We start from the raw sequence: 20963 nt of genomic DNA on the forward strand, positions 1-20963 counted from the left end.
CGATAAATTAGTTCAGGCTCGCATTCTTTTTCTTGGCATAAAGTAAAACGCTTAGACCAAATAACATGGCTGGAATAGATAAAATTTGACCCATATTTAAAGTCATGTAATTTTCAAATTCGCTCTGGTTTTCTTTTAAAAATTCATAAAGGAAACGTAAAGCAAAAAGAACGATCATAAACCAACCCGTGATAAGGCCTTCTGGAGTTTTTTCCTTTTTTCGGGACCAAAACCACATAATTATAAAGAAAAGTACAAGGCAAGAAAGTGCCTCATAGAGTTGTGAAGGATGCCTTGCAAGTACTTCGGCATTTCCCATGGAATTGAATTCAGTATCTCGATAAAATTTAAAACCCCAAGGCAATGATGTAGGCTTTCCCACAATTTCGGAATTCATTAAGTTTCCCATACGTATAAAGAAACCACCCAAGGCCACTGTAGGCACCACGCGGTCGGTTACATACAAATAAGACTGACCTGGATATTTTTTGGTATACAAATAAAATGCTGTGAATAATCCAATTCCTGCGCCATGGGATGCCAAACCTGAATAGGGAGGAATAATCATTTGAGTAAAAAAGCGAATGGGGTCAGATTGTAATAGGGGAAATTCATAGAAGAAATAATGCCCTACCCGTGCACCGATTACCGTAGCTACCATGGCATAAATCAACAAATGATCAGCTTGTTCGACAGGTCTCCCCTCCTTTTTAAAAATATAACTTAATACTTGAAAGCCCGCTAAAAAAGCCATGGCAAAACAAAGTCCGTACCAACGAACTGGAAATCCGAACAATTCAAAAATAGTTGGATCGGGATTCCAATCAATAAACGATAAAATCATGGGGATTGACGTTAAATATAGCAATCCAAATTTAAGATAAAATTTAGGATAATTGCCAAACGTCCTGTAAGCGAAAATTATTTTTGAACCTTAGGGATAACGAAACTTACTGCCTTCTTTAACACTTTGGCAGGAAATAAACGATGTGGGAAACCTAAAGCAAAAGAATCTGAGGCAAAAAGTACACCTAGTATTAATAGAACAGCAACTTTCTTTTTCATATGTTTATTGATTGATAGACAAATGTAGTAAACATATAGTACTTTGCAATACAAGGTACTATAATTATTTATTTATTTGTGATGATTGGTAGTCAAGATGCGCCCATTGGTCGATTGGTTGCATGAGCGTAACGATACATGCTATATTTTTGATACGAAAACAAAAACAATAGGCGTTTAACAGTCAAATTAAATTTTATACTTATGAAAAATCAATTGCTTACAATCGCCCTAGTAGCTAGCCTTGGTTTAGCAAGCTGCTCAAAAGAGGATGCATTAAATCCTAGCTCAGATGCCACTGGCTTTGTTAGCCAGAATGTTATTCCCACTGCTGTTAAAACAACTATCACCAACACCTATCCCTCTGCTCAGGTAGATTATTATGTATTACAAAGTAATTCACTGTATGGTGCCAACATTGTTGTCAGCAATACTGAATCGCAAGTCGTTTTAAATAAAACGGGTGAAATCAAAGAAGCTTTCACCAAAATTACCGAAGCTGAATTACCAGCCGCCATTACTACTTACTTGAAACAAAAGTATAGCACCTATACATTCCTACATGCTGGTAAAAAGACTTCAGGTACTCCTATTACTTACCGAGTAGAAATTAAAGTGGAATCCACGGTTTATTCTATTTTATTTGATGAAACGGGTGCCATGATTTCCACCATTGAAGGTAAAAAAGGTGAAAAAGGAGGAAAAGGTATGGGAGCGGCTGTCAGCAAATTAGCGCTAACAGAACTTCCAGCTGCCGTTCAATCAGCCATTAGTTCTTATACATTTAAAAATGCGGTACTTCGTTTGGATGGAAGCGGAGTAGCTACTTACCATATTCATGCTGAAAAAGATGGTAAAGTGTGGGATTTAAAAATAGATGCCTCAGGAAAAATACTTTCTAGTGAAGAAGAAAGTAAAGATGATGTCAAAATTGTTAAAACCGAACTGACGACACTTCCCCAAGCCATTGTAGATTATTTAAATAAAAATGCTGCTGGATGGACATTAAAAAATGCCATTTCAGTGCAAAAAGATAATGTAACCATACACTACCATGTAGTTGTTAGTGTAGCCGGAGTATCTCAGGCATATATGTTTGACAAAGATTTCAAATATGTAGCAAATGCAGGTAAAGGACCAAAGGATAATCCAAACCCTGCAAATTTCCAGGTAACGGAAATCACTAAAGACAAAATCCCTTCGGCAGCCATCGCCTACTTAGATAAAACATATGCTGGATGGGTCTTGACAAAAGCTGTTTCTGTTAGTAAAGATGGTGCAGCCTATGAAATTGAAGTCATTATTAGTTTGGCTGATAAAAAGTATAAAGTTGAATTTGACCTCTCTGGAAATTTCAAGAGTGCACGTAAACTTTAATTATTAGGTTGATTGTTTAAAAAGGCTTGCTCTCGCAAGCCTTTTTTTGTTATTTCGAGTGCTATGCAAGAAATAGAACCTTCCTATCAATGGGAATCGATATACAATGCTTCCCATGACCCTAAGTCGCCATTTTATGGGAGAACATACTCAAGTACAGAATATGTCCATACCATCTACAGCTATTACATACATCCTCTTTGGGATGATATAGATTCGGAAACGCTTTATTGTAAAATACTATTTACGGATTACGGATTACAGTATAGTATTATTGAATTAATGGGAGAATGGAATGACACCTTGCACAATGACATCATGTTGCTCAAGCGAGGGGTAATCGATCATTTATTGGCCGCTGGAATAAAATATTTTATTTTGGTAGGTGAAAATGTATTTAATTTTCATGGTTCTTGGGAAGATGATTATTATGCAGAATGGTTTGAGGAAATAGAAGACGGTTGGATTGCGGGACTGTGTTTCCCTGAATTCATTGAAAAAGAATGGAATAAATACAAAATCGATTATTACATCAATTTTGGAGGAACATTACAAATACCCAATTGGCGAACTGCCAAACCAGAAATGCTTTTTCTTTTGGTCCATAAAATCCTTTCAAATCGATTAGGTGCCTAAAAACCAGAACATTGATTAAAATAATCAGAAAGCAGGATAAAAAACTTAATTCAAATCATACCTTTGCCTAAAGAATAATCTCTATAAAATTATTTGGGTTTGAATTTGGTTTAGATTTTGGTTTAGATTTGTCAACTCTTCAAGAGTTGACAAATCTGAGTCCCCTGAGTCGTGAAAAGTTAACAAATCTGAGTCGCGAAAAGTTAATAAATCCAAGTACCAAGCCCATACATAAACAAAAACAATATCCATTTTACCCCATCATTACCTATGAAAAAATTATTAACCCTCCTCCTATTATTCGTATCCACACAGATGATTGCCAAAAAACCCGATAGTCGTTATTACGAATTACGCGTATACTATTGCCACCCAGGTAGATTAGATGCTTTGATCCAACGATTCACCAATCACACGACCAAAATTTTCGAAAAACATGGTATGACCAACGTGGGCTATTGGATTCCAAATAACAATGAGAAAAATGCACTTTATTACATTTTATCATACCCAAATCAAGTAGAGCGTGATAGTTCATGGAAGCGTTTTGGCCGTGATCCAGAGTGGAAAGAAGTAGCAAAAAAATCAGAAGAATCGGGTAAAATCGTAGCTAAAGTAGAAAGTACTTTTATGATGGCTACGGACTTTAGTCCAAAAATTAAGCCTTCTCACAAAAGTGTAGATCGTGCAATTGAATTAAGAACTTACACGGCGACACCCAACCACATTGAAGACATCTTGGCTCGTTTTAGAAACCATACAACTAAATTGTTCAAGAAGCATGGTATGACAAACATTGCTTACTTCAAGACCATTGAAAAAGATCCAAATGTACAACCTCGATTAGTGTACTTGTTGGCCCATGATAGTGAAGCTGCCGGAAAAGCTTCTTTCGATGAATTCAGAAAAGATCCCAATTGGATTAAAGTACGTGACGAATCAGAAAAGAACGGAAAAATTGTAGATAAAGTAGAATCTATCTACATGCATCCAACGACTTTTTCAACTATCCGATAAAGCTTTGTATCTTTGTTGTCCCGAAAATTCGGGACAACAAAGAAATAATATGCGTTGGAATAAACAAGGACTCATCTTTTGTCCAGACGGGCAATCTGAATGGAATCAAAAAAAATATGCACATGTTGTATGTGCTGATACCAATTACTCGGACCGCATCCGTTTGTATTATTCCGCCCGAGATTCTAAGGGGCGTTGCCAAGCCTCTTTCATTGATCTAGATTCTCAAAATTTATCCAATGTACTTTATGTTCATCCCGAGCCTATATTAAGCTTAGGGGCTCCTGGAACTTTTGATGATTGCGGCATCATGCCTACTTGGTTTTTGCAAAATGGGGATGAAAAATGGCTATATTACATTGGATGGACCGTCAGAAATACCATTCCCTACCACAATGCCTTAGGCTTAGCATATTCCTCGGATGGTGTTCATTTCCAAAAAAAATTCGAAGGGCCAATCATAAGTACAACTGCTACTGAACCCTTTTTCAATGGTTCAGCTTGTTTTCTATATGATCAAGGTAAATATAAAGTATGGTACTTAAATTGTACCCATTGGCTTCCTGATGGTAGTTTAATGGAGCCATGCTACCATATTAAATATGCCGAATCCATTGATGGTATCAACTGGGATAGAAAAGGTCAAGTGGCCATCGATTACCGAGATGAGGTAGAAGGGGGAATTTCAAGACCTACCGTACTTATTGAAAATGGGGTTTTCAAAATGTGGTTTTCAGCTCGGGCATGTACCGACTACCGCAGCAATCGTGATCGTTCCTATCGAATATATTATGCGGAATCAAAGGATGGAATCCATTGGGAAAGACAAGAAGGTTTGGCGGGTATAGATGTCAGTGACAATGAACAAGATTGGGACTATGAAATGATTGAATACCCACTTGTGATTCGTCATCAAGAAAAAACTATTCTATTTTACAATGGAAATCATTTCGGTCAAACCGGGGTAGGTTATGCCATTTTAGAGGAAAAATAATGGATTTTAGCTATTTGAACCATCAGCTTTATGGCAAGCCGCAAACGCCGAAACATCCCAAAGTTTCTGTTTGCCTAATTACCTACAAGCATGAAGACTTTATCCAAACTTGTTTGGATAATATTCTACAGCAAAAAACCAATTTTGAATTTGAAATTATCATCGGTGAAGATCATTCACCTGACCAAACCGCTTCACTGGTTAAATCCTATGCGGACCGCTTTCCGGATAAAATCAAAGCCTACATTCGCCCAGAAAATGTAGGAGCGAAAGTGAATTTTCTTCATTGTTTTTTTGATTGCCAAGGGGAATATATCGTTCACATTGAAGGTGACGATTATTGGACTTCGCCTGATAAACTCCAAAAGCAAGTAGATTTTTTAGATAGTCATCCGGAGGCATCTGCCTGTTTTCACAATGCTCAAATCATCTATGAAGATGGTAGCGGAAGAAAACCCACATTAATTAATCCGGAAGACCAAGCCCCTTGGATCTACTCCACAGATTTATTGAAAGAAAGAGAGGCTTGGTTTATGGCAACCGCCAGTGTCATGATGAGGAAAAAATTAGTACAAACTCTTCCCGATTGGTTTTTTCACTCTAAAAGTGGTGACATTCCATTATACGTCATTCTTGCGGAGGAAGGTCCCATCGCCTACCTTCCTCAAACAATGTCCGTATATCGAAAAAACGAAGGGGGAATGAGTTATACAGATAGCAATAAATCAGCTGCATTTATACATAACCGTATATTCATGTATTCCAAAATCAATGAATATACCCATGCTAAATACCAACATTTAATTCAGCCAATTTTATTTGAATACCATTTGCTGCTAACTAGAATTACGGAAAATGAAAACTCTTTCCTTAAAAGAAGTTACTATTTATGGAAAGCCAGCGCTCATTCACCTAAAAAACTGAGTCTAGATGACTGGAAAAGACTTTTTAAAGAGCACGTTTTTACGGCTGATTCCTTTTTAGCTTATTTGGCTTTCCGAAAAAAAATTAACCAATTTTTGGGAATTCGTTCATAAATCAGGATAAGGCCATTAGGATTTTACAGGGTTTTAATTGAAATTTATGGGTATTCTACGGAAAACCATAAACTCATGAATTGGACATCTTCTAAAAAGCCTATTTTTTTAACGGCAATTTCCCTTTTTGCCTTATTATTTGCATCCTCTTTTTACAAAAACCAATCGGCCCGCTGGGGACAAACCTTATTAGATTCCTTAACTGAATCACAAAAAAGACAGACTGAAAATGCCCTAAAAGGCTTAAAAATACATCCTGAATTAGAGATCACCTTATTTGCCTCTGAACCGATGCTTCAAAATCCCACCAATATCGATGTGGATGCACAAGGTCGTGTATGGGTAGTAGAAGCTTATAACTATCGCCCTAATATCAATGGAAACCCTACGAATTCACTCGGAGACCGGGTATTGATTTTAGAAGATACCAATGGTGATGGGAAAGCAGATTCCAGAAAAATTTTCTACCAATCACCCGAATTAAATGCTCCTTTGGGCATTGCCGTATTGGATTCCATGGTCATTGTATCGCAAAGTCCCTACATCTGGAAAATGTTTGATGATAACCGAGATGGAAAAGCGGATCGTAAAGAAGTGATGTTTCAAGGAATTGGAGGAGAGCAACATGACCATGGAGCCCATGCTTTTACTTTTGGCCCCGACGGAAAACTGTATTTCAACTTTGGAAATGAAGGTGGACAATTATTAGACGCTCAAGGTAAAGCTGTATTGGATCAGGATGGAGACCCCATTGGACCCAAAAAATACAAACAAGGCATGGTCTTCCGCTGCAATATAGATGGTTCCCAAGTAGAAGTATTAGGTCATAATTTCAGAAACAATTACGAAGTGGCCGTTGATTCTTATGGAGGACTTTGGCAATCTGATAATGATGATGACGGGAACAAAGGAGTGCGCATCAATTTTGTAATGGAGCATGGGAACTATGGATATCGCGATGAAATAAGTGACGCAGGCTGGTCGGCTAATCGAACCAATATTGAACCTGAAATTCCGAGAAGACATTGGCACTTAAATGACCCAGGTGTGGTTCCCAATTTATTGCAAACAGGCTCAGGCTCGCCAACAGGAATGATTTTATATGAAGGAAATCTTTTACCCAAAGCATTCCAAAATCAAATGATACATTGTGACGCTGGCCCTAATGTGGTGCGAAGTTATCCTGTCAAGGCCCAAGGTGCTGGTTTTGAAGCTAGTATCTTGCCCCTGGTAGAAGGTGTAAATGACCAATGGTTTAGACCAGCAGATGTGACGGCCGCTCCAGATGGATCTTTATTTATAGCAGATTGGTACGATCCGGGTGTCGGGGGACATCAAGCTGGGGATCAAACGCGTGGTAGAATTTATCGAGTTGCTCCCAAAGGACATGCCTATCAGGTAAAAGCCATGAGCCTAAGTTCTCCTGAAAATGCCATCAAAGCCTTAGAAAACCCCAATTTGGCTCAAAGGTACTTAGCTTTTAAAAAATTAATGAGCTGGGGCAAATCCGCTGAAGCTGCCTTAGAAAATTCTTATCAAAACAATCCGAATCCACGCATGAAAGCGCGTGCTTTCTGGGCGCTAATGAAAACTAGTCAAGCTCAAAAATATTTGACTTTAGCGGCCAAAGATGCCAATTCAGATATTCGAATGATGGCAATTCGTCAGGCCAAAAGGTCAAATTTTAATCAATGGAAAGAATGGGCTTCCATTTGGGCTAAAGATGAAAATCCACAAGTTCGTAGAGAACTGGCCATTGCCTTACGCCATATCCATGATCCACAAGCAGATGCGATTTGGGCACTCTTAGCTCAACAGCACCAAGGTCAAGATCGTTGGTATTTAGAAGCTTTAGGCATAGGAGCAGATGGACATTGGAATACCCGATTACAAGCTTATTTGGCCACATCTCCTAATGCCAATTCGCTGGCATTCCAAGATGTCATATGGAGGTCAAGAACTGAAATAGCTTTATCCTATATTTTTAATGAATTAAAAAGCAATCAGGATTTATCTCAAAAACTTCGCTATTTCAGAGCACTCGATTTTATTCCAAGCGATAAAAAATCAGGCATGCTGATTGATTTAATTGCTAAAAACTTTCAGGGACAAACAGAGGCTCAGCTAGTTGGCTTAAGGCATATCAACCCGTCTTTCATAGCTTCCAACGCTGATGCCAAAAAGGTATTACGTGATTTACTTCCTAAGACCTCAGAAAATGAGTACTTGGAATTAGTAGAAAAATATGAGCTGCAGGAAGAGAAAGGAAAAGTCCTTCAAATGATTTTGGCTGGCAAACAAAGCAGAAAAGCGGGCTCCATCATGTATAAATTAGCAGGTGGTGCTGAGCTAATTACCCAAACATTCCAAAAAGGTAATGAAGACCAACAAAAAGCCATCATTGAATCCATTCGTTGGATTGGACAACCAAGTACTTTATCGCTATTATTTGATGCCATGAATCAGAAAAACCTGCCTATGAGCATTAGAAAAGAAGCCGCAAGGAGTTTAGGCAATTCTGCCAATGGGGAGAATTTTGTGCTGGATATCTTAAAAAATAAAAAAGTAAGTGCTGAATTCATTCCATCCGTGGTGGAAAGCGTAAGTAGAACCTGGAAAAAAGCGGTTCGGATGGAAGCTAATTCTTACCTAGGTGGAAGTAGTACAAATACCAAAACCAAACATCCTGATTTAAATACCTTATTGAGTCAAAAAGGAAATGCGCAAGCAGGAATTAAGGTCTTTGTAAACCAATGCTCGATGTGTCACCAAGTATACCAAGAAGGTATTGATTTTGGCCCTAAACTGACTGAGATTGGTTCAAAATTATCTCGCGATGGCATGTATGTTTCGATTTTACATCCAAATGCAGGAATAAACTTTGGCTATGAAACCTATGAAATTTTAACCAAATCAGGAGAAAGCCATCAAGGAATAATCAGTTCAAAAAATGAAACAGATATCATTTTAAAATTACCAGGAGGTACCATTCAGAATTTCAAAACCTCCGCTTTGAAATCAGTCAAACAATTACCTAATTCCATGATGCCAGAAGGATTAGCTGATGCTATGAGCACCACAGATTTAGTCAACCTTGTCGAATATTTAACTACCTTAAAAAAGAAATAAACATGGATCGTCGTTCCTTTGCCCAAATGATGGGCGGAAGCTTATTAGGAGCAGGTATTACAAGTAGCCAGCCTACTTTAGCTGCTTCATCGAGTCAATTACACAGCCTAGCTGCAGAACCTCCTTTTAGTTTAAAGTATGCCCCCCATTTTGGCATGTTTAAAAATCATGCTGGAAATGATGAAATAGACCAATTAAAATTCATGCATGAAATGGGATTTCGTGCCTTGGAAGACAATGATATGATGGCTAAAAGCCCTGAGCTTCAAGCGAAAATCGGTGATACATTGACTAAACTAGGTATGACCATGGGTGTTTTTGTGGTTAAATTTGATGGCTTTTTTGATACCCAACACATGACCACTGGCAAAAAAGAAGCTACGGAAATGTTTTTGAAAGCATGTAAAACGGCGGTTGAAACAGCCAAACGCTGTAATGCCAAATGGATGACTGTTGTCCCAGGAAATTTCAGCCGTAAACTACCACTAGGTATTCAAACTGGCCATGTGATTGATAACCTAAAACGTGGAGCCGAAATTTTTGAACCCCATAATTTAACAATGGTTTTAGAGCCATTAAGTGATAATCCCGATTTATTCTTACGCTATTCAGATCAAACGTATATGATTTGCAGAGCTGTAGGCAGTCCTGCTTGTAAGATTTTATTTGACATGTATCACATGCAGCGCAATGAAGGAAACATGATTGCAAATATGGATTTATGCTGGGAAGAAATCGCCTACATGCAGATTGGGGATAATCCAGGCAGAAAAGAACCTACCACAGGTGAGGTAAACCATGCCAACATTTTTAAGCACCTAAGAAAGAAAGGTTATACTGGTGTATTGGGAATGGAACACGGAAATTTCTATCCTGGTAAGGACGGTGAGGTAAAATTAATTGAGGCTTATCGAAAGGAAGACAAAGGATAATTCCATCGAAAATTTGGAATACTACCTTTATATTTAAATATTTGTTTAATTATTTAAAATATTATGGATATTGTATTCAAGGCAATCAATGATCCAACTCGAAGAGAAATACTTCGCTTTTTGACCCATGGCCCTCAAAATGCAGGGACAATTGCGCAGCAATTCAACATGACGAAGCCTAGTATTTCTCATCATTTGGATTTATTGAAACAAGCTCAGCTTATCGATTTCAGTAAGAATGGACAATTCCTTGTCTATACTCTTAATAAATCTGGCTTTGAAACCATACATGCTTGGTTTCAGCCATTTACTATGTTTTTCGAATTACCTAAGCCGAAAATCCGACTTTAATTTAGGTTTGACAAAAGCCAATCTTTCTTTAATTTCGTTTTCAAATTGCCATACCTATGAACCATTCTCTTCCTACATCTTTATCTTTTCTTCGTTCAGAACTTCCTTCCCATTGGGTTGGTATAGGAGTGATTCAATTACCTAAGCGTAATATTTTTCAATCCATTGGTGATTACTTTGCCGAGAAATCAGGAAAACAGCGTATTTCATTTGTCGTGGTGAATGAGGGGTCACTCAAAACATTACATTACCAAGGAGCTCAATTAATTTCAACCGAATTGATTGATATACATAATTTAGATCATTTTTATTTCTCGGAAGGAAACACATCTGACGGCCTAGTTTCTCTCTTCAATTGCGAAGCGAGTTTGATAGTTTCCAAAAGCAAAAAAGGTGATTTAAAATTAAAGGACTATTTTCTCAAAATCATGCCTGCTTTATTGGGCGAAAATGCGGAACCCATTCGTAAAATTGAAGACATTCAATGGGCACAGAACAGCAAAAAACAAATTGCAGAAGTATTAAAGCATTGGCCAGAGCAAATCAAAGCTAGAAAAGATAAAGAGGAAGCTGAAGAAAAAGCTAGATTAGCCCAAGAAGCCCATATAAGCTAATCCTCAGATTCTATCTTTTTAGCCACTTTCAATTTCAGTAAGTCTTTGGAATTGATGGCCACCAAGCTGACTATTACTAGCGTAGCTGTAGCACCAAGCAAGACAGAAGGAACTGTACCCAATAATTTAGCCATCAAACCGGATTCAAAAGCACCCAATTCATTGGAAGAGCTTACAAATATTCCGTTAACCGAGGAAACTCTTCCCCGCATTTCATCAGGAGTATAAAAACGTAGCACGGTTTGTCGGATGACGACACTCACCGAATCAAATGCGCCGGTAAAAAACAAAGCCAAAACAGATAACCAAAAATTGGTGGAAATGCCAAACACAAGGGTGGCCACCCCAAATCCGGCAATAGCTATCAGTAAATTACGCCAAGCTTTTTCCAGCGGAGGATAATAAATCATAAAAGCCATGGATAATAAGGCACCTATGGAGGGGGCGGCTCTCAAAATACCTAATCCCTCCGCTCCCACTTTCAAAATATCCTCTGCAAAAATGGGTAATATGGCAATCACTCCTCCAAATAGAACGGAGAACAAATCTAAGGAAATGGCATACAGGATAATCTTTGTTTTAAATACATAAACGATACCCTCTTTTAAACTTTGCCAAATAGATTCATGCGTTTTTGCCTTGGGAGGAACGGGCCTTTTCTTGATAAAAAACAAACAAGTCATTACCCCCAATAAAAATACAATCACTGTTTCCAAAGAACCGGCTAAACCTAAATAAGCATAAAGAAAACCAGCCATACCAGGCCCTAAAATTGCCCCCAATTGCCAAAAAGAACTATTCCAAGTTGCCGCGTTAGCAAATACTTCTTTGGGAACCAAAAAGGGATTTAAGGAAGAAGCCGCTGGACTAAAAAATCCTTTTGAAAGTCCAATCAGAAAAATCACAAAATAAATAGTATAGATATGAACATCAGGACTTTGAGAGTCTAATTGAAGGCTAGAATACAACAAAAGAAATGAGCCTAAGATGATGACCGATAAGGAAATTTGCATAATCTTTCGCTTATCTCGGTTATCCGCATAATGGCCCCCAAAAAGTGCTAAAGAAATGTAAGGTATCACTTCTGCTAGACCTATTAAACCCAGGGCCAAAGGGTTGTGGGTAATCTTGTATATTTCATACGATACAATAACCTCCTGCATTAACAGGGCCATCGTAAATAAGGTATTGCCCACAATAAAGGCACGAAACTCAGGAAACTTTAATGCGCTGTAAGCGTCCTTATTTTGAAAAAAACTCATAGGCGAAATACAAAATGGGGCTACAATAAGCTAGTTCTCCCCACATACGGGAACCTTGCTTGTCTTTTGAAAAATAATGAATCCAAGTTTGTATGGCAAATGTAATGGCAAATGGCAAAAAAGCGATTTTTTTATCTCCATAAAATAACACAACTAGTAATAGTACTAAAAAAAGCACCTCCACTCCTATTAAAGTTCTTTTCCATGAAAATACGCTGGCCAAAGCTTGATTATTTTGACTAAGTTCCCACATCGTAAACATCGCTAAATTTTGAAATACGAGCAGAAATAAGCCCAGCCCAAGGAAAAGTGCCCACATAGTGCCTGGTATCCTATAAAACGTACTTGCACCCACTCCCAAGGTATAGAGGAAAGCTGTAGCCAGCTCTTTACTGCCCAAAATCCTATTCCATACCCCATAATACCACAAAAGCCAATAAATCAACATGGCTAAGCACAAACATATTCCAAAATAAATCAACCCAACAGGTAATTCTCGAAGGCTAAAAACACCCAACAGTCCTAAAAACAACAATATAATTTTAATCATGGGAATATGTTGAGTTTGAAAAACATGCCTTTCATCAGATGAAGCTTCTTTTTTACGATCGATCATTCGATCAATGAGGTAAATTCCCCAAACAGAACAAGCCAAAGAAATTTGTTCTGCCCAGGTAGGCATTTCTCCCAATAAAATTTGATGCAAAAGTGCTTGAAAAGCAAGACTGCCCAAAACAACATCTAAACTTAAAAAGTGAACAAGTTTAATAAGCCGCATCTTGATAGGTAAGGACTTGAATATGTTCTCCCACTGCGATTTTCCCTAAACTTTCAGGAACAAATTGCTGACCAAAATATACCTTATTGCCTATTTTTCGAATTTGAGAAAGTGCCCCCATGACCTCTTTTTGAATTGTGCCCTTTTTCGGATCTACTGTGATCAATTGACATCTTGCACAGGGCTTAGCTCCGAATAATTGAATATCTTGAATGCGTATTTGTCTCCAAGTATCTTCCTCAAATGCAGCAGCTCCTTTTACAATGATATTCGCTCGAAAACGCAATCGGTCTACAGATTGCCCCATTTTCTTCTCTAATGCCTCAAATGAGGCTTCGGAGCAAAGTAAAATGGGTAAAGCATCAGCAAATGAACTATCCTTCGCTAAGCTTGTTTGGTATTTCTCCTTCATCAGGCGAGGAGAGTCATGGCTTAAATGAACTAAATAGACTTTCTCTTGCAGTAGTTGACTAAACCATTCTGACCAATCTTCCAAAACAATTCTTGCCTCCAATTGATCCTCCCAAATTTCCACCAACATTGAATTTCCAAGTTCAACGCTTGGATGTAATAATTTACTTATACCCGTCAGCTTGTCCTCAACTAAAAAACCTTCATCCCGAAGTCTCAACTGAAAGCGAGTTAAATCTGGACGTGTGCGTTGGGTGATAAACTTTCCATCGGCAGAAACCAACATAAATCGGCGATCTCCTACTAAGCCTTGAATTTCTACCTGGGCCTCCCTTAGGGATATGGCTCCCAAGGATTTAATGGGATAAATATAGATTTGAGATATTTCGAGTGTAGGCATAAAACAAAAATAGGGAAAAACAGAGCAAAATAGCTATGGGTACTTGTGTGGTATAAGTATCGGAAAATGCGTCAAAATCACTATGTTTGTTAATTATATATGCCAAATAGATTACCTATGAAGATATCAGGCCTAAGCTTTAGCCTCCTTTTTGTACTTTCCGTGAGTATTTTTCCAACCCAAGCTCAAAAAAACTTGAGTTTGGAAGATGCCATTCAACAAGGATTACAGAACCACTTTTCGATACAAGTTGCCAAGAAAAGAGAAAAACAAGCTCTTAACGACAATACCCTCGGTAATGCTGGATTTTTACCAACCATAACCGGTAACTTCAATAAAAACTATACGGTTTCGGGCCTAAATCAGGAATTTTTTGGTGGAATTCGACCTCCTTTGGTTCAATCAGGTGTTAATTCAAATTCATCCAATACAGGTCTTGCAATGGTTTGGACCTTATATGATGGAAAAGGCATGTTCATCCTGAGAGATCGATTCAAGGAATTACAAAACTTGGGTGCCAAACAAACTGAAGCCACTATTGAAAATTTAATCGCCTTAATAAGCTCTTCATATTATGACATCATTCGTCAAGATTTACGAGTAAACAATTTCAAAAAAGGATTAGAAATATCGAATGACCGACTTAAACTTGCAAAGGATCGTTTTGAGGTTGGTCAAGGTTCAAAAGTAGATTTTTACTCAGCTCAGGTAGATTTCAATGAAGATAAAGCTCTTTTATTAGCTCAGGAGCAATCATTCCTAAGTACTAAAATTAATTTCAATACGCTTTTAGTGAGGGATCACCTAGCTGATTTCAATGTTATTCCGGCGATAGATTTACTACCTAAATTGAAATTAGAAGAATTGAAAAATCAAGCTCTTCAACAAAACCCTAGTTTGATTTCTGCTTTGCTCAACAAAAAAGTAGCGGAATTAGACATCAAAAGCCTACAAAGCCAACAACAACCCGTGGTAGATTTATTAGCAGGCTACAACTACAATACGGTTAATAACGGAGCTGGATTTGGGGTTGCGAAAGGAAGTAGTGATGTCATGAATTACGGTATTCGTGCCACCATCAACATATTTGATGGTAGTAACCAAAAGCGTCGAATTCAAAATGCCAAAATCAATGCCGAAATCGCAGATTTGCAAATTGCTGATTTAAAAAACAACTTGATTTCGAATATTGAGAGAGCCTATGGGAATTATGAAAATGCTTTGAATTTAATTAACCTAGAAACAGAAAATTACAGCATTGCTAAGCAAAACATCGATATTGCCTTTGACCGTTTTAAAGTAGGTATAGCTACTTCCTATGAATTAAGAGAAGTGCAAAGAAATGCAGTTGCGGCTGAAACCCGATTAATTGAAGCTAAATTTGCTGCAAAAACTGCTGAAATTGAATTAATTCGATTGAGTGGTAACTTGCTCTAATTCCTGCTTTTTCTGATTTAATTGTTGCTGGTATAATTCGTAATAACTACCCTTCTTCTTCATTAAAGTTGTGTGGGTTCCTTGTTCTACGATTTGTCCATCATGCAAAACAAAAACCCTTTTCGCTAATTTGGCAGAAGACACCCGGTGTGAAATAATCACGCACGTTTTACCTTCCATGATGTGTTTCAGGTGATTTAATATTTTATGCTCTGTTTGCGTGTCTACGGCCGATAAGCAATCATCTAGCACCAGCATTCCTGGATTTTTGGCCAAAGCCCTAGCCAAAGATACCCGTTGTTTTTGTCCACCCGATAAAGTCACTCCCCTTTCTCCCAAAACCGTTTCAAAACGATCAGGAAATTCCATGATGTTTTCATAGACATCAGCATATTTGGCGGCTTGCTCCAATTGATCTTGACTTAAATCCGACTTCCCAAAACGAATATTCTCGGCAATGCTTGTGGAGAACAAAAAGACATCTTGAGGCACAAAACCTAAGTCAGTTCGAACCCATTCCATATCCCAATCTTTCAAATCGATACCATCCAACAAGATTCGACCCGCCGAAGGATCATAAAACCGAGCCATTAATGCGGCTATCGTACTTTTTCCTGATCCAGTGGTACCCAATAAAGCTACCGACTCCCCTGGTTCAATTTCAAGATGAATGTCTTTCAAAACAAGTCGATCTGTACCGGGATACATAAAATCTACATGCTCAAAGGTCCAACGACCTTGAATTTTTTGGCGAATTTGTTTACCTGTTACCAATTCTGATTTAACCTGTAAAAATTCATTGATCCGAGCCTGTGAAGCAGCAGCTCGCTGAATTTGAGAACTAGTCCAGCCCAAGGCTGTCACGGGCCAAGTCAGCATAAATACGTACATGATAAACTCGGTAATATTCCCCACTGAAATTCTGCCTGCCATCACTTCTTGTGAGCCCACATAAACCACTAACAGCGTGGAAAAACCCACCAATAAAGAGATTAATGGGGTAAATAATGAATCAACTTGAACTAGGTCCAAAGACTTCTTGCGGTAATTGGCTGATGCCTCAGCAAATGCTTGAACCGACTCCTTTTCTCGAACAAATGACTTCAAAACCCGAATCCCTGAAAAGGCCTCCTGGGCAAAGGTTGATATCGTGGACAAGCCTGCTTGAATTTCTTCTGATTTTCTTAAGACCAAGGAATTGACATAATATATACTCAAAGAAAGTATCGGTAGAGGTAATAACACGTACCACATCAAGGTTTGATTGACATGCCACATATAATAAATTACCAAAACAAACACACAAATAAGGTTCAAACCATACATCACACTGGGACCTACGTACATACGTACTTTACTGACATCCTCAGAGATACGGGCCATTAAATCTCCTGTGTTCTGCTTTCTATAAAAGGACAAAGGTAAGGTTTGATAATGGGCGTAAATTTCATTCTTCATATCGTATTCGATATGTCGAGACATCACAATGAGTGTTTGGCGGACCATGAACAAAAAGACCCCTTTGATAAAGGCCATTAAGATAATAAGTCCACCATAAAAGAATAAAGTAGCTGCAAAAACCTCATAAAAGGCGCCTTGAAGGGAGAATTGTTTAAATAGAAAATAAACGTCTATGGTCTCTGTCACTAAATCCAATGCATAGCGAACCAATTGTGCTGGAACTACCCCGAAAAAATTGGAACAAAAAGTAAACAGGATACCAAGGAATAGCAGCCATTTATACTTCCAAAAATATTGATTGAGGTGACTTAGTGCGCCCATGCTTAATATACTTCTAACAAAGATAGAATCTTTATCAATTAAAATCCTTAATTTTGTGTTTCAAACAACAAGAACGCTCTTTATTTTCGGATGGTAAACAGGAGATTACTTCGGGTGAAAGCATTTCAGCAACTGTATGCTTACAACACGCAAGAACGTGCCCAATATCAATTGGCTTTTGACGAATTAGCTGTAATTTTTCAGCCAGATTTATCACTTATGGTCGCAAAGGAAGAACAAGCTCCCCGACTAGAAGGCCTAAAAAAATTGGCTGAGATCCAATTAAACGAGTTTTTCCAAGAAATCCCCAGCGAAGAAAGCATCCCACCTGAATCCATGGCCGCGGCGAAGTCGGTTTATAAGACCTACCTCAACAATACTAAGAAAATTGCTGAGAAGTTAAAAAAGGACATGGTAAAGGAGGTCGAGTCCATCTACAAACAATACTTAAAAATCCTTTTTTATCTCCAACATTTGTCTGACATAGCCGTTTGGGATGAAAACCGACGTTTATTAGAGAATCCAATCAAGACCTCACAGTTAAGTAAAAATAAGGTTTTAGCCATCATGCCAAAATGGAAAGCTCTACAACAAGCTTTTGAAGACCAACATATTGGATGGTCCGAAGATGAAGAAAATAGAATCAAGAAATTATTTTTGGATGTCATTTTATTGGATCAAACATTTGTTGACTACCTACCCAATGCCGGTAAAAGCTTTGATGATGACATCGAAATGATTCGCTATATTTTAAAAACATTTATTCTAAAACACTCGAGTATGACCGAGTATTTTGAAGAAAAAGATTTAAATTGGCATCTTAATAAGGATGTAGTTAAAAGCTTATCGACTAAAACTTTCAAAGTGGATGCTTTAGAAGATTTAAGTTTACAGCCCTTAGCTCTTCAGTGGGAAGATGATAAAATTTTCTTCGAAGAGTTGTTTGAAAGTACAATCCAAAACGACAAAGATTTGGTTCATTGGATTGGGGATCAAACAAAAAATTGGGAGTCTGATCGTCTTGCCATGGCTGATTTCATTTTATTGAAAATGGCCTTAACTGAGATGATTAAATTTTCCAGCATACCCGTTAAAGTAAGTATTAACGAGTACATTGAATTAGCTAAAAATTACTCAACCCCTAAATCAGGTCAATTCATCAATGGTATATTAGATGTAATTTCACTGAGGTTGATCAACGAGAAAATAATTACTAAATCAGGTCGAGGATTAATCGACATAGCTAGCAAATAATATGAGTAGATCATCAAAATCCTTTTGGGCATTTGTCGTAGGAGCTGCCACAGGTGCTATTATCGGAATTTTATATGCCCCTGATAAAGGTGAGAATACAAGAAACAAATTATATTTTCAGCTTAACAAATACAGAGAGCAATTGAGACAATTGATCAATGATATTGTGGAAGGGAAAGAAGTTCCTGAAACATTAGCTAAATCTGAAGGCAAAAAGGTTGTTAATGACACCAAAGTAAAAGCCGAAAAATTGTTGGAGGATGTGGAGAAAATGATGAGTCAGATTAAAGCAAAGCCTTAAGATGAAGTATTTCATTGCCCTGTGCTTATGTAGCCTCCTAGCTTGTACTAATAAGCAAAAAGAGGCTAGAAATTCAACGGAGGAATCTATTCCAATGGAATTAAGACCATCCATTGAAAAGCACCCTGTTATGAAATTTGACCAGCCTATGGTTTACTTAGGAAAAATAACCGAAGGCGATAGTATATCTTATACCTTTCATTTTAAAAATGAGGGAAATATGCCCTTGAAAATTTTGACAGTTAATGCTTCTTGTGGCTGTACAACCCCCAAGTGGAGCAAAGAATTAGTCATGCCGGGCAAAAAAGGATTTATCAAAGTAAGTTTTGATTCCAAAGGGAAGGAAGGTAAAGTTCAAAAAACGGTGACTGCCTATTGCAACACCATGCCATCAGATAATATGGTGGCATTTAAAGTAGAAATTCAGAGAAAAAAATAATTAATAAACTAATAACTATGGCTAACAATCCTCAAATCATGCAAATCTTCCTTTTTGGTGGAATCTTTGTCGTGTTTTATTTTTTCATGATTCGCCCACAACAAAAAAAGGCGAAAGAAGCAAAAAAATTCATTGATGAATTAAAAACAGGTGATAAAGTAGTAACCATTGGTGGAGTACATGGAACCGTCGTTTCCATCCGCGAAAAAACTTTGGTAGTAGAAATTGACTCAAGCAAAGGAGTACGCGTGGTTTTTGAAAAATCAGCTATTTCAAAAGATGCTTCTTCTCGCTTAACAGAAGAATAAACTCATGAATAAAAGCCTACGACCTTTATTAGGGATCACAGGCGGAATGGGATCCGGCAAATCAATCATTTGTCGGATTTTTTCATGTCTAGGCATTCCCATATTCGAAGCCGACAAAGTTGCTCATCACTTAATAGAAACAAATCCGGCCATTCAACAAAAAATCATCGGTATTTTTGGCCCAAAAAGTTTTGATCCTCAAGGAAACTATAACCGAGACCATATTCGTAGCCAAGTAAAATCAAATAATGATTTATTGGCGGCTTTAAACCATATTATTCACCCCGCCGTTCGTGAAGCATTACAAGTTTGGGCTCAAGAACCCAGTGCGGCTCCTTTTAAATTATACGAGGCTGCTTTGTTGACGAATAAAAATAAACCTTCCTATATTTCAAAAATAATAGCTGTTGATTGCCCTTTAGAAGAGCGCATGGAACGACTACAAAAACGAAACCAATTAACTTTTGAAGACAATATGAAATTAGTAAAAAACCAACCTAGTCAAGAACAATACCTTGAAGGAGCCGATTTAATAATCAAAAATGGGAAAAACGACCGTGTATGGCCTCAAGTAGCGTCTATTTTCAAAAAGCTTTCTATTGTGTTAATTACTTTGGCACTTTTTAGTCAGAGTAGTTTAGGACAAATCAAAGCCATGACCTTTAATATACGGATGGATACCAAGTCAGATGGTGTCAATCAATGGGCTAATCGCAAAGATCATTGTGCGGAACTTGTTAGCTATCACCAAGCCGATATTATTGGCATGCAAGAAGCTTTTATTCATCAAATCAAGGATTTTGCCGAAAGGTTACCTGGTTTTGCTTGGTTTGGCCGTGGGCGTGATGATGGCAAGGAAGAAGGTGAATTTTCTCCTTTATTCTATAATACCAAGAAATTTAAAGTATTAGAACAAAAGACTTTTTGGTTATCTGATTCCTGCGATAAAGTAGGTTTTGGTTGGGATGCAGCATGTCGACGGGTGGTTACTTGGGGACATTTTCAGGACTTAAAAACAAAAAAGAAATTCTACGTTTTTAATACGCATTTTGACCATTTAGGAAAAGTAGCACGCCGAGAAAGTGCCAAATTGGTCTTAGCCAAAATCAAAGAAATAGCACAGAATAGCCCCGTTATTTTATTGGGAGACTTCATTGCCAAACCCGATGATGAACCTATCCAAATTCTTCTGGATGCGAAGAACCCAGATAGATTAACGAATTCGGAAAGTATCAGTAAGCTAGGTCATTATGGGCCCAAGAATACCTTCAATGCTTTCAAAGAGGAAAGAGAGAATAGCCAAATTGATTATATTTTTGTAAAGAATGGCGTGACATGCGAGCAACATGCAACGCATTCAGAGACCTGGGCTAACCGTTTTCCAACTGACCATTTCCCGGTAAGTGCTACCCTCCGAATCCCTTAAATCGATTTGGGTT

General features: G+C 37.9%; 21 protein-coding genes. 15 read left to right on the forward strand and 6 right to left on the reverse strand.

What is annotated here, in order from left to right; translation table 11 throughout:
- Positions 1-7 precede the first annotated feature (7 nt).
- Both lgt and SKC36_RS06745 read right to left on the reverse strand, forming a co-directional pair.
- Complete coding sequence (gene lgt / locus SKC36_RS06740) at positions 8-844, reverse strand: prolipoprotein diacylglyceryl transferase (RefSeq protein WP_459453610.1); 837 nt, start codon at positions 842-844, stop codon at positions 8-10.
- Positions 845-921: 77 nt separating this feature from the next.
- Positions 922-1065: a hypothetical protein gene (locus tag SKC36_RS06745; RefSeq protein WP_459453608.1), complete on the reverse strand. Its 144-nt coding sequence runs from the start codon at positions 1063-1065 to the stop codon at positions 922-924.
- A 204-nt stretch (positions 1066-1269) separates the two neighbouring features.
- On the opposite strand from SKC36_RS06745, the gene SKC36_RS06750 reads away from it, so the two are divergent.
- The 9 genes from SKC36_RS06750 (at position 1270) to SKC36_RS06790 (ending at position 11152) form a co-directional block, all read left to right on the forward strand.
- A complete protein-coding gene (locus SKC36_RS06750; protein ID WP_459453606.1) occupies positions 1270-2442 on the forward strand; it encodes a PepSY-like domain-containing protein in 1173 nt (390 codons plus the stop codon).
- A 63-nt stretch (positions 2443-2505) separates the two neighbouring features.
- On the forward strand, positions 2506-3078 hold the full coding sequence (locus SKC36_RS06755) for a hypothetical protein (RefSeq protein ID WP_459453604.1): 573 nt from the start codon (positions 2506-2508) through the stop codon (positions 3076-3078).
- Positions 3079-3348: 270 nt separating this feature from the next.
- Positions 3349-4095, forward strand: a complete 747-nt coding sequence (locus SKC36_RS06760) for an NIPSNAP family protein (protein WP_459465319.1) — start codon at positions 3349-3351, stop codon at positions 4093-4095.
- A gap of 49 nt (positions 4096-4144) precedes the next feature.
- Positions 4145-5089 carry a glycoside hydrolase family protein gene (locus SKC36_RS06765; protein WP_459465321.1) on the forward strand — a complete coding sequence of 315 codons (945 nt, stop codon included), beginning with the start codon at positions 4145-4147 and terminating at the stop codon, positions 5087-5089.
- The gene (locus SKC36_RS06770; RefSeq protein WP_459465323.1) at positions 5089-6126 is read left to right on the forward strand and encodes a glycosyltransferase family 2 protein; all 1038 of its coding nucleotides are present in this window, start codon (positions 5089-5091) and stop codon (positions 6124-6126) included. Before SKC36_RS06765 ends, SKC36_RS06770 begins: the two co-directional genes overlap by 1 nt.
- 75 nt (positions 6127-6201) lie before the next feature.
- On the forward strand, positions 6202-9255 hold the full coding sequence (locus SKC36_RS06775; protein ID WP_459465325.1) for a PVC-type heme-binding CxxCH protein: 3054 nt from the start codon (positions 6202-6204) through the stop codon (positions 9253-9255).
- Between the two features lie 2 nt (positions 9256-9257).
- Positions 9258-10187, forward strand: coding sequence for a hydroxypyruvate isomerase family protein (locus SKC36_RS06780; protein WP_459453597.1), 930 nt, complete (start codon positions 9258-9260; stop codon positions 10185-10187).
- Positions 10188-10250: 63 nt separating this feature from the next.
- Positions 10251-10538 carry an autorepressor SdpR family transcription factor gene (locus SKC36_RS06785; RefSeq protein WP_459453596.1) on the forward strand — a complete coding sequence of 96 codons (288 nt, stop codon included), beginning with the start codon at positions 10251-10253 and terminating at the stop codon, positions 10536-10538.
- A gap of 56 nt (positions 10539-10594) precedes the next feature.
- The gene (locus tag SKC36_RS06790; protein WP_459453595.1) at positions 10595-11152 is read left to right on the forward strand and encodes a hypothetical protein; all 558 of its coding nucleotides are present in this window, start codon (positions 10595-10597) and stop codon (positions 11150-11152) included.
- Here SKC36_RS06790 and SKC36_RS06795 read toward each other — a convergent pair.
- The 3 genes from SKC36_RS06795 to SKC36_RS06805 are packed head-to-tail and all read right to left on the reverse strand — an operon-like array spanning position 11149 to position 14003.
- The gene (locus tag SKC36_RS06795) at positions 11149-12414 is read right to left on the reverse strand and encodes an MFS transporter (RefSeq protein WP_459453593.1); all 1266 of its coding nucleotides are present in this window, start codon (positions 12412-12414) and stop codon (positions 11149-11151) included. The two genes, SKC36_RS06790 and SKC36_RS06795, sit on opposite strands and share 4 nt — an antisense overlap.
- Entirely contained in the window at positions 12395-13192 is a 798-nt protein-coding gene (locus SKC36_RS06800) for a hypothetical protein (protein ID WP_459453592.1), read from the reverse strand. Before SKC36_RS06800 ends, SKC36_RS06795 begins: the two co-directional genes overlap by 20 nt.
- Complete coding sequence (locus SKC36_RS06805) at positions 13179-14003, reverse strand: MOSC domain-containing protein (RefSeq protein ID WP_459465327.1); 825 nt, start codon at positions 14001-14003, stop codon at positions 13179-13181. The genes SKC36_RS06800 and SKC36_RS06805 overlap by 14 nt, the downstream gene beginning before the upstream one ends.
- 117 nt (positions 14004-14120) lie before the next feature.
- Here SKC36_RS06805 and SKC36_RS06810 point away from each other — a divergent pair, with 117 nt between their 5' ends.
- A complete protein-coding gene (locus SKC36_RS06810) occupies positions 14121-15440 on the forward strand; it encodes a TolC family protein (RefSeq protein ID WP_459453590.1) in 1320 nt (439 codons plus the stop codon).
- Here the strand turns inward: SKC36_RS06810 and SKC36_RS06815 are convergent.
- Positions 15411-17222, reverse strand: coding sequence for an ABC transporter ATP-binding protein (locus SKC36_RS06815; protein WP_459465329.1), 1812 nt, complete (start codon positions 17220-17222; stop codon positions 15411-15413). The two genes, SKC36_RS06810 and SKC36_RS06815, sit on opposite strands and share 30 nt — an antisense overlap.
- Positions 17223-17336: 114 nt before the next feature.
- Between SKC36_RS06815 and nusB the strand changes: the two genes are divergently transcribed.
- Genes nusB through coaE form a run of 5 tightly spaced genes read left to right on the forward strand, consistent with a single transcriptional unit; the run spans position 17337 to position 20950 of the window.
- A complete protein-coding gene (nusB, locus tag SKC36_RS06820) occupies positions 17337-18476 on the forward strand; it encodes a transcription antitermination factor NusB (RefSeq protein ID WP_459453587.1) in 1140 nt (379 codons plus the stop codon).
- Position 18477: 1 nt separating this feature from the next.
- Positions 18478-18777: a YtxH domain-containing protein gene (locus SKC36_RS06825; RefSeq protein WP_459453586.1), complete on the forward strand. Its 300-nt coding sequence runs from the start codon at positions 18478-18480 to the stop codon at positions 18775-18777.
- Position 18778: 1 nt separating this feature from the next.
- Entirely contained in the window at positions 18779-19216 is a 438-nt protein-coding gene (locus SKC36_RS06830) for a DUF1573 domain-containing protein (protein WP_459453584.1), read from the forward strand.
- 17 nt (positions 19217-19233) lie between these two features.
- On the forward strand, positions 19234-19524 hold the full coding sequence (gene yajC, locus SKC36_RS06835; protein WP_109323432.1) for a preprotein translocase subunit YajC: 291 nt from the start codon (positions 19234-19236) through the stop codon (positions 19522-19524).
- Positions 19525-19528: 4 nt separating this feature from the next.
- Positions 19529-20950 (forward strand): dephospho-CoA kinase, encoded by a 1422-nt coding sequence (coaE, locus tag SKC36_RS06840; RefSeq protein WP_459465331.1) that lies wholly within the window; start codon positions 19529-19531, stop codon positions 20948-20950.
- Positions 20951-20963 lie beyond the last annotated feature (13 nt).

Source organism: Aquirufa sp. OSTEICH-129A, from assembly GCF_054558355.1.

What these genes read in the sequence shown, in the direction of transcription:
- SKC36_RS06830 (WP_459453584.1), top strand. Translation starts at nt 18,779, where the DNA reads ATGAAGTATTTCATTGCCCTGTGCTTATGTAGCCTCCTAGCTTGTACT.
- SKC36_RS06755 (WP_459453604.1), top strand. Translation starts at nt 2,506, where the DNA reads ATGCAAGAAATAGAACCTTCCTATCAATGGGAATCGATATACAATGCT.
- SKC36_RS06760 (WP_459465319.1), top strand. Translation starts at nt 3,349, where the DNA reads ATGAAAAAATTATTAACCCTCCTCCTATTATTCGTATCCACACAGATG.
- SKC36_RS06750 (WP_459453606.1), top strand. Translation starts at nt 1,270, where the DNA reads ATGAAAAATCAATTGCTTACAATCGCCCTAGTAGCTAGCCTTGGTTTA.
- SKC36_RS06785 (WP_459453596.1), top strand. Translation starts at nt 10,251, where the DNA reads ATGGATATTGTATTCAAGGCAATCAATGATCCAACTCGAAGAGAAATA.
- SKC36_RS06790 (WP_459453595.1), top strand. Translation starts at nt 10,595, where the DNA reads ATGAACCATTCTCTTCCTACATCTTTATCTTTTCTTCGTTCAGAACTT.
- SKC36_RS06805 (WP_459465327.1), bottom strand. Translation starts at nt 14,003, where the DNA reads ATGCCTACACTCGAAATATCTCAAATCTATATTTATCCCATTAAATCC.
- SKC36_RS06825 (WP_459453586.1), top strand. Translation starts at nt 18,478, where the DNA reads ATGAGTAGATCATCAAAATCCTTTTGGGCATTTGTCGTAGGAGCTGCC.
- yajC (WP_109323432.1), top strand. Translation starts at nt 19,234, where the DNA reads ATGGCTAACAATCCTCAAATCATGCAAATCTTCCTTTTTGGTGGAATC.
- SKC36_RS06770 (WP_459465323.1), top strand. Translation starts at nt 5,089, where the DNA reads ATGGATTTTAGCTATTTGAACCATCAGCTTTATGGCAAGCCGCAAACG.
- SKC36_RS06800 (WP_459453592.1), bottom strand. Translation starts at nt 13,192, where the DNA reads ATGCGGCTTATTAAACTTGTTCACTTTTTAAGTTTAGATGTTGTTTTG.
- SKC36_RS06795 (WP_459453593.1), bottom strand. Translation starts at nt 12,414, where the DNA reads ATGAGTTTTTTTCAAAATAAGGACGCTTACAGCGCATTAAAGTTTCCT.
- SKC36_RS06780 (WP_459453597.1), top strand. Translation starts at nt 9,258, where the DNA reads ATGGATCGTCGTTCCTTTGCCCAAATGATGGGCGGAAGCTTATTAGGA.
- lgt (WP_459453610.1), bottom strand. Translation starts at nt 844, where the DNA reads ATGATTTTATCGTTTATTGATTGGAATCCCGATCCAACTATTTTTGAA.
- coaE (WP_459465331.1), top strand. Translation starts at nt 19,529, where the DNA reads ATGAATAAAAGCCTACGACCTTTATTAGGGATCACAGGCGGAATGGGA.
- SKC36_RS06815 (WP_459465329.1), bottom strand. Translation starts at nt 17,222, where the DNA reads ATGGGCGCACTAAGTCACCTCAATCAATATTTTTGGAAGTATAAATGG.
- SKC36_RS06775 (WP_459465325.1), top strand. Translation starts at nt 6,202, where the DNA reads ATGAATTGGACATCTTCTAAAAAGCCTATTTTTTTAACGGCAATTTCC.
- SKC36_RS06745 (WP_459453608.1), bottom strand. Translation starts at nt 1,065, where the DNA reads ATGAAAAAGAAAGTTGCTGTTCTATTAATACTAGGTGTACTTTTTGCC.
- SKC36_RS06765 (WP_459465321.1), top strand. Translation starts at nt 4,145, where the DNA reads ATGCGTTGGAATAAACAAGGACTCATCTTTTGTCCAGACGGGCAATCT.
- SKC36_RS06810 (WP_459453590.1), top strand. Translation starts at nt 14,121, where the DNA reads ATGAAGATATCAGGCCTAAGCTTTAGCCTCCTTTTTGTACTTTCCGTG.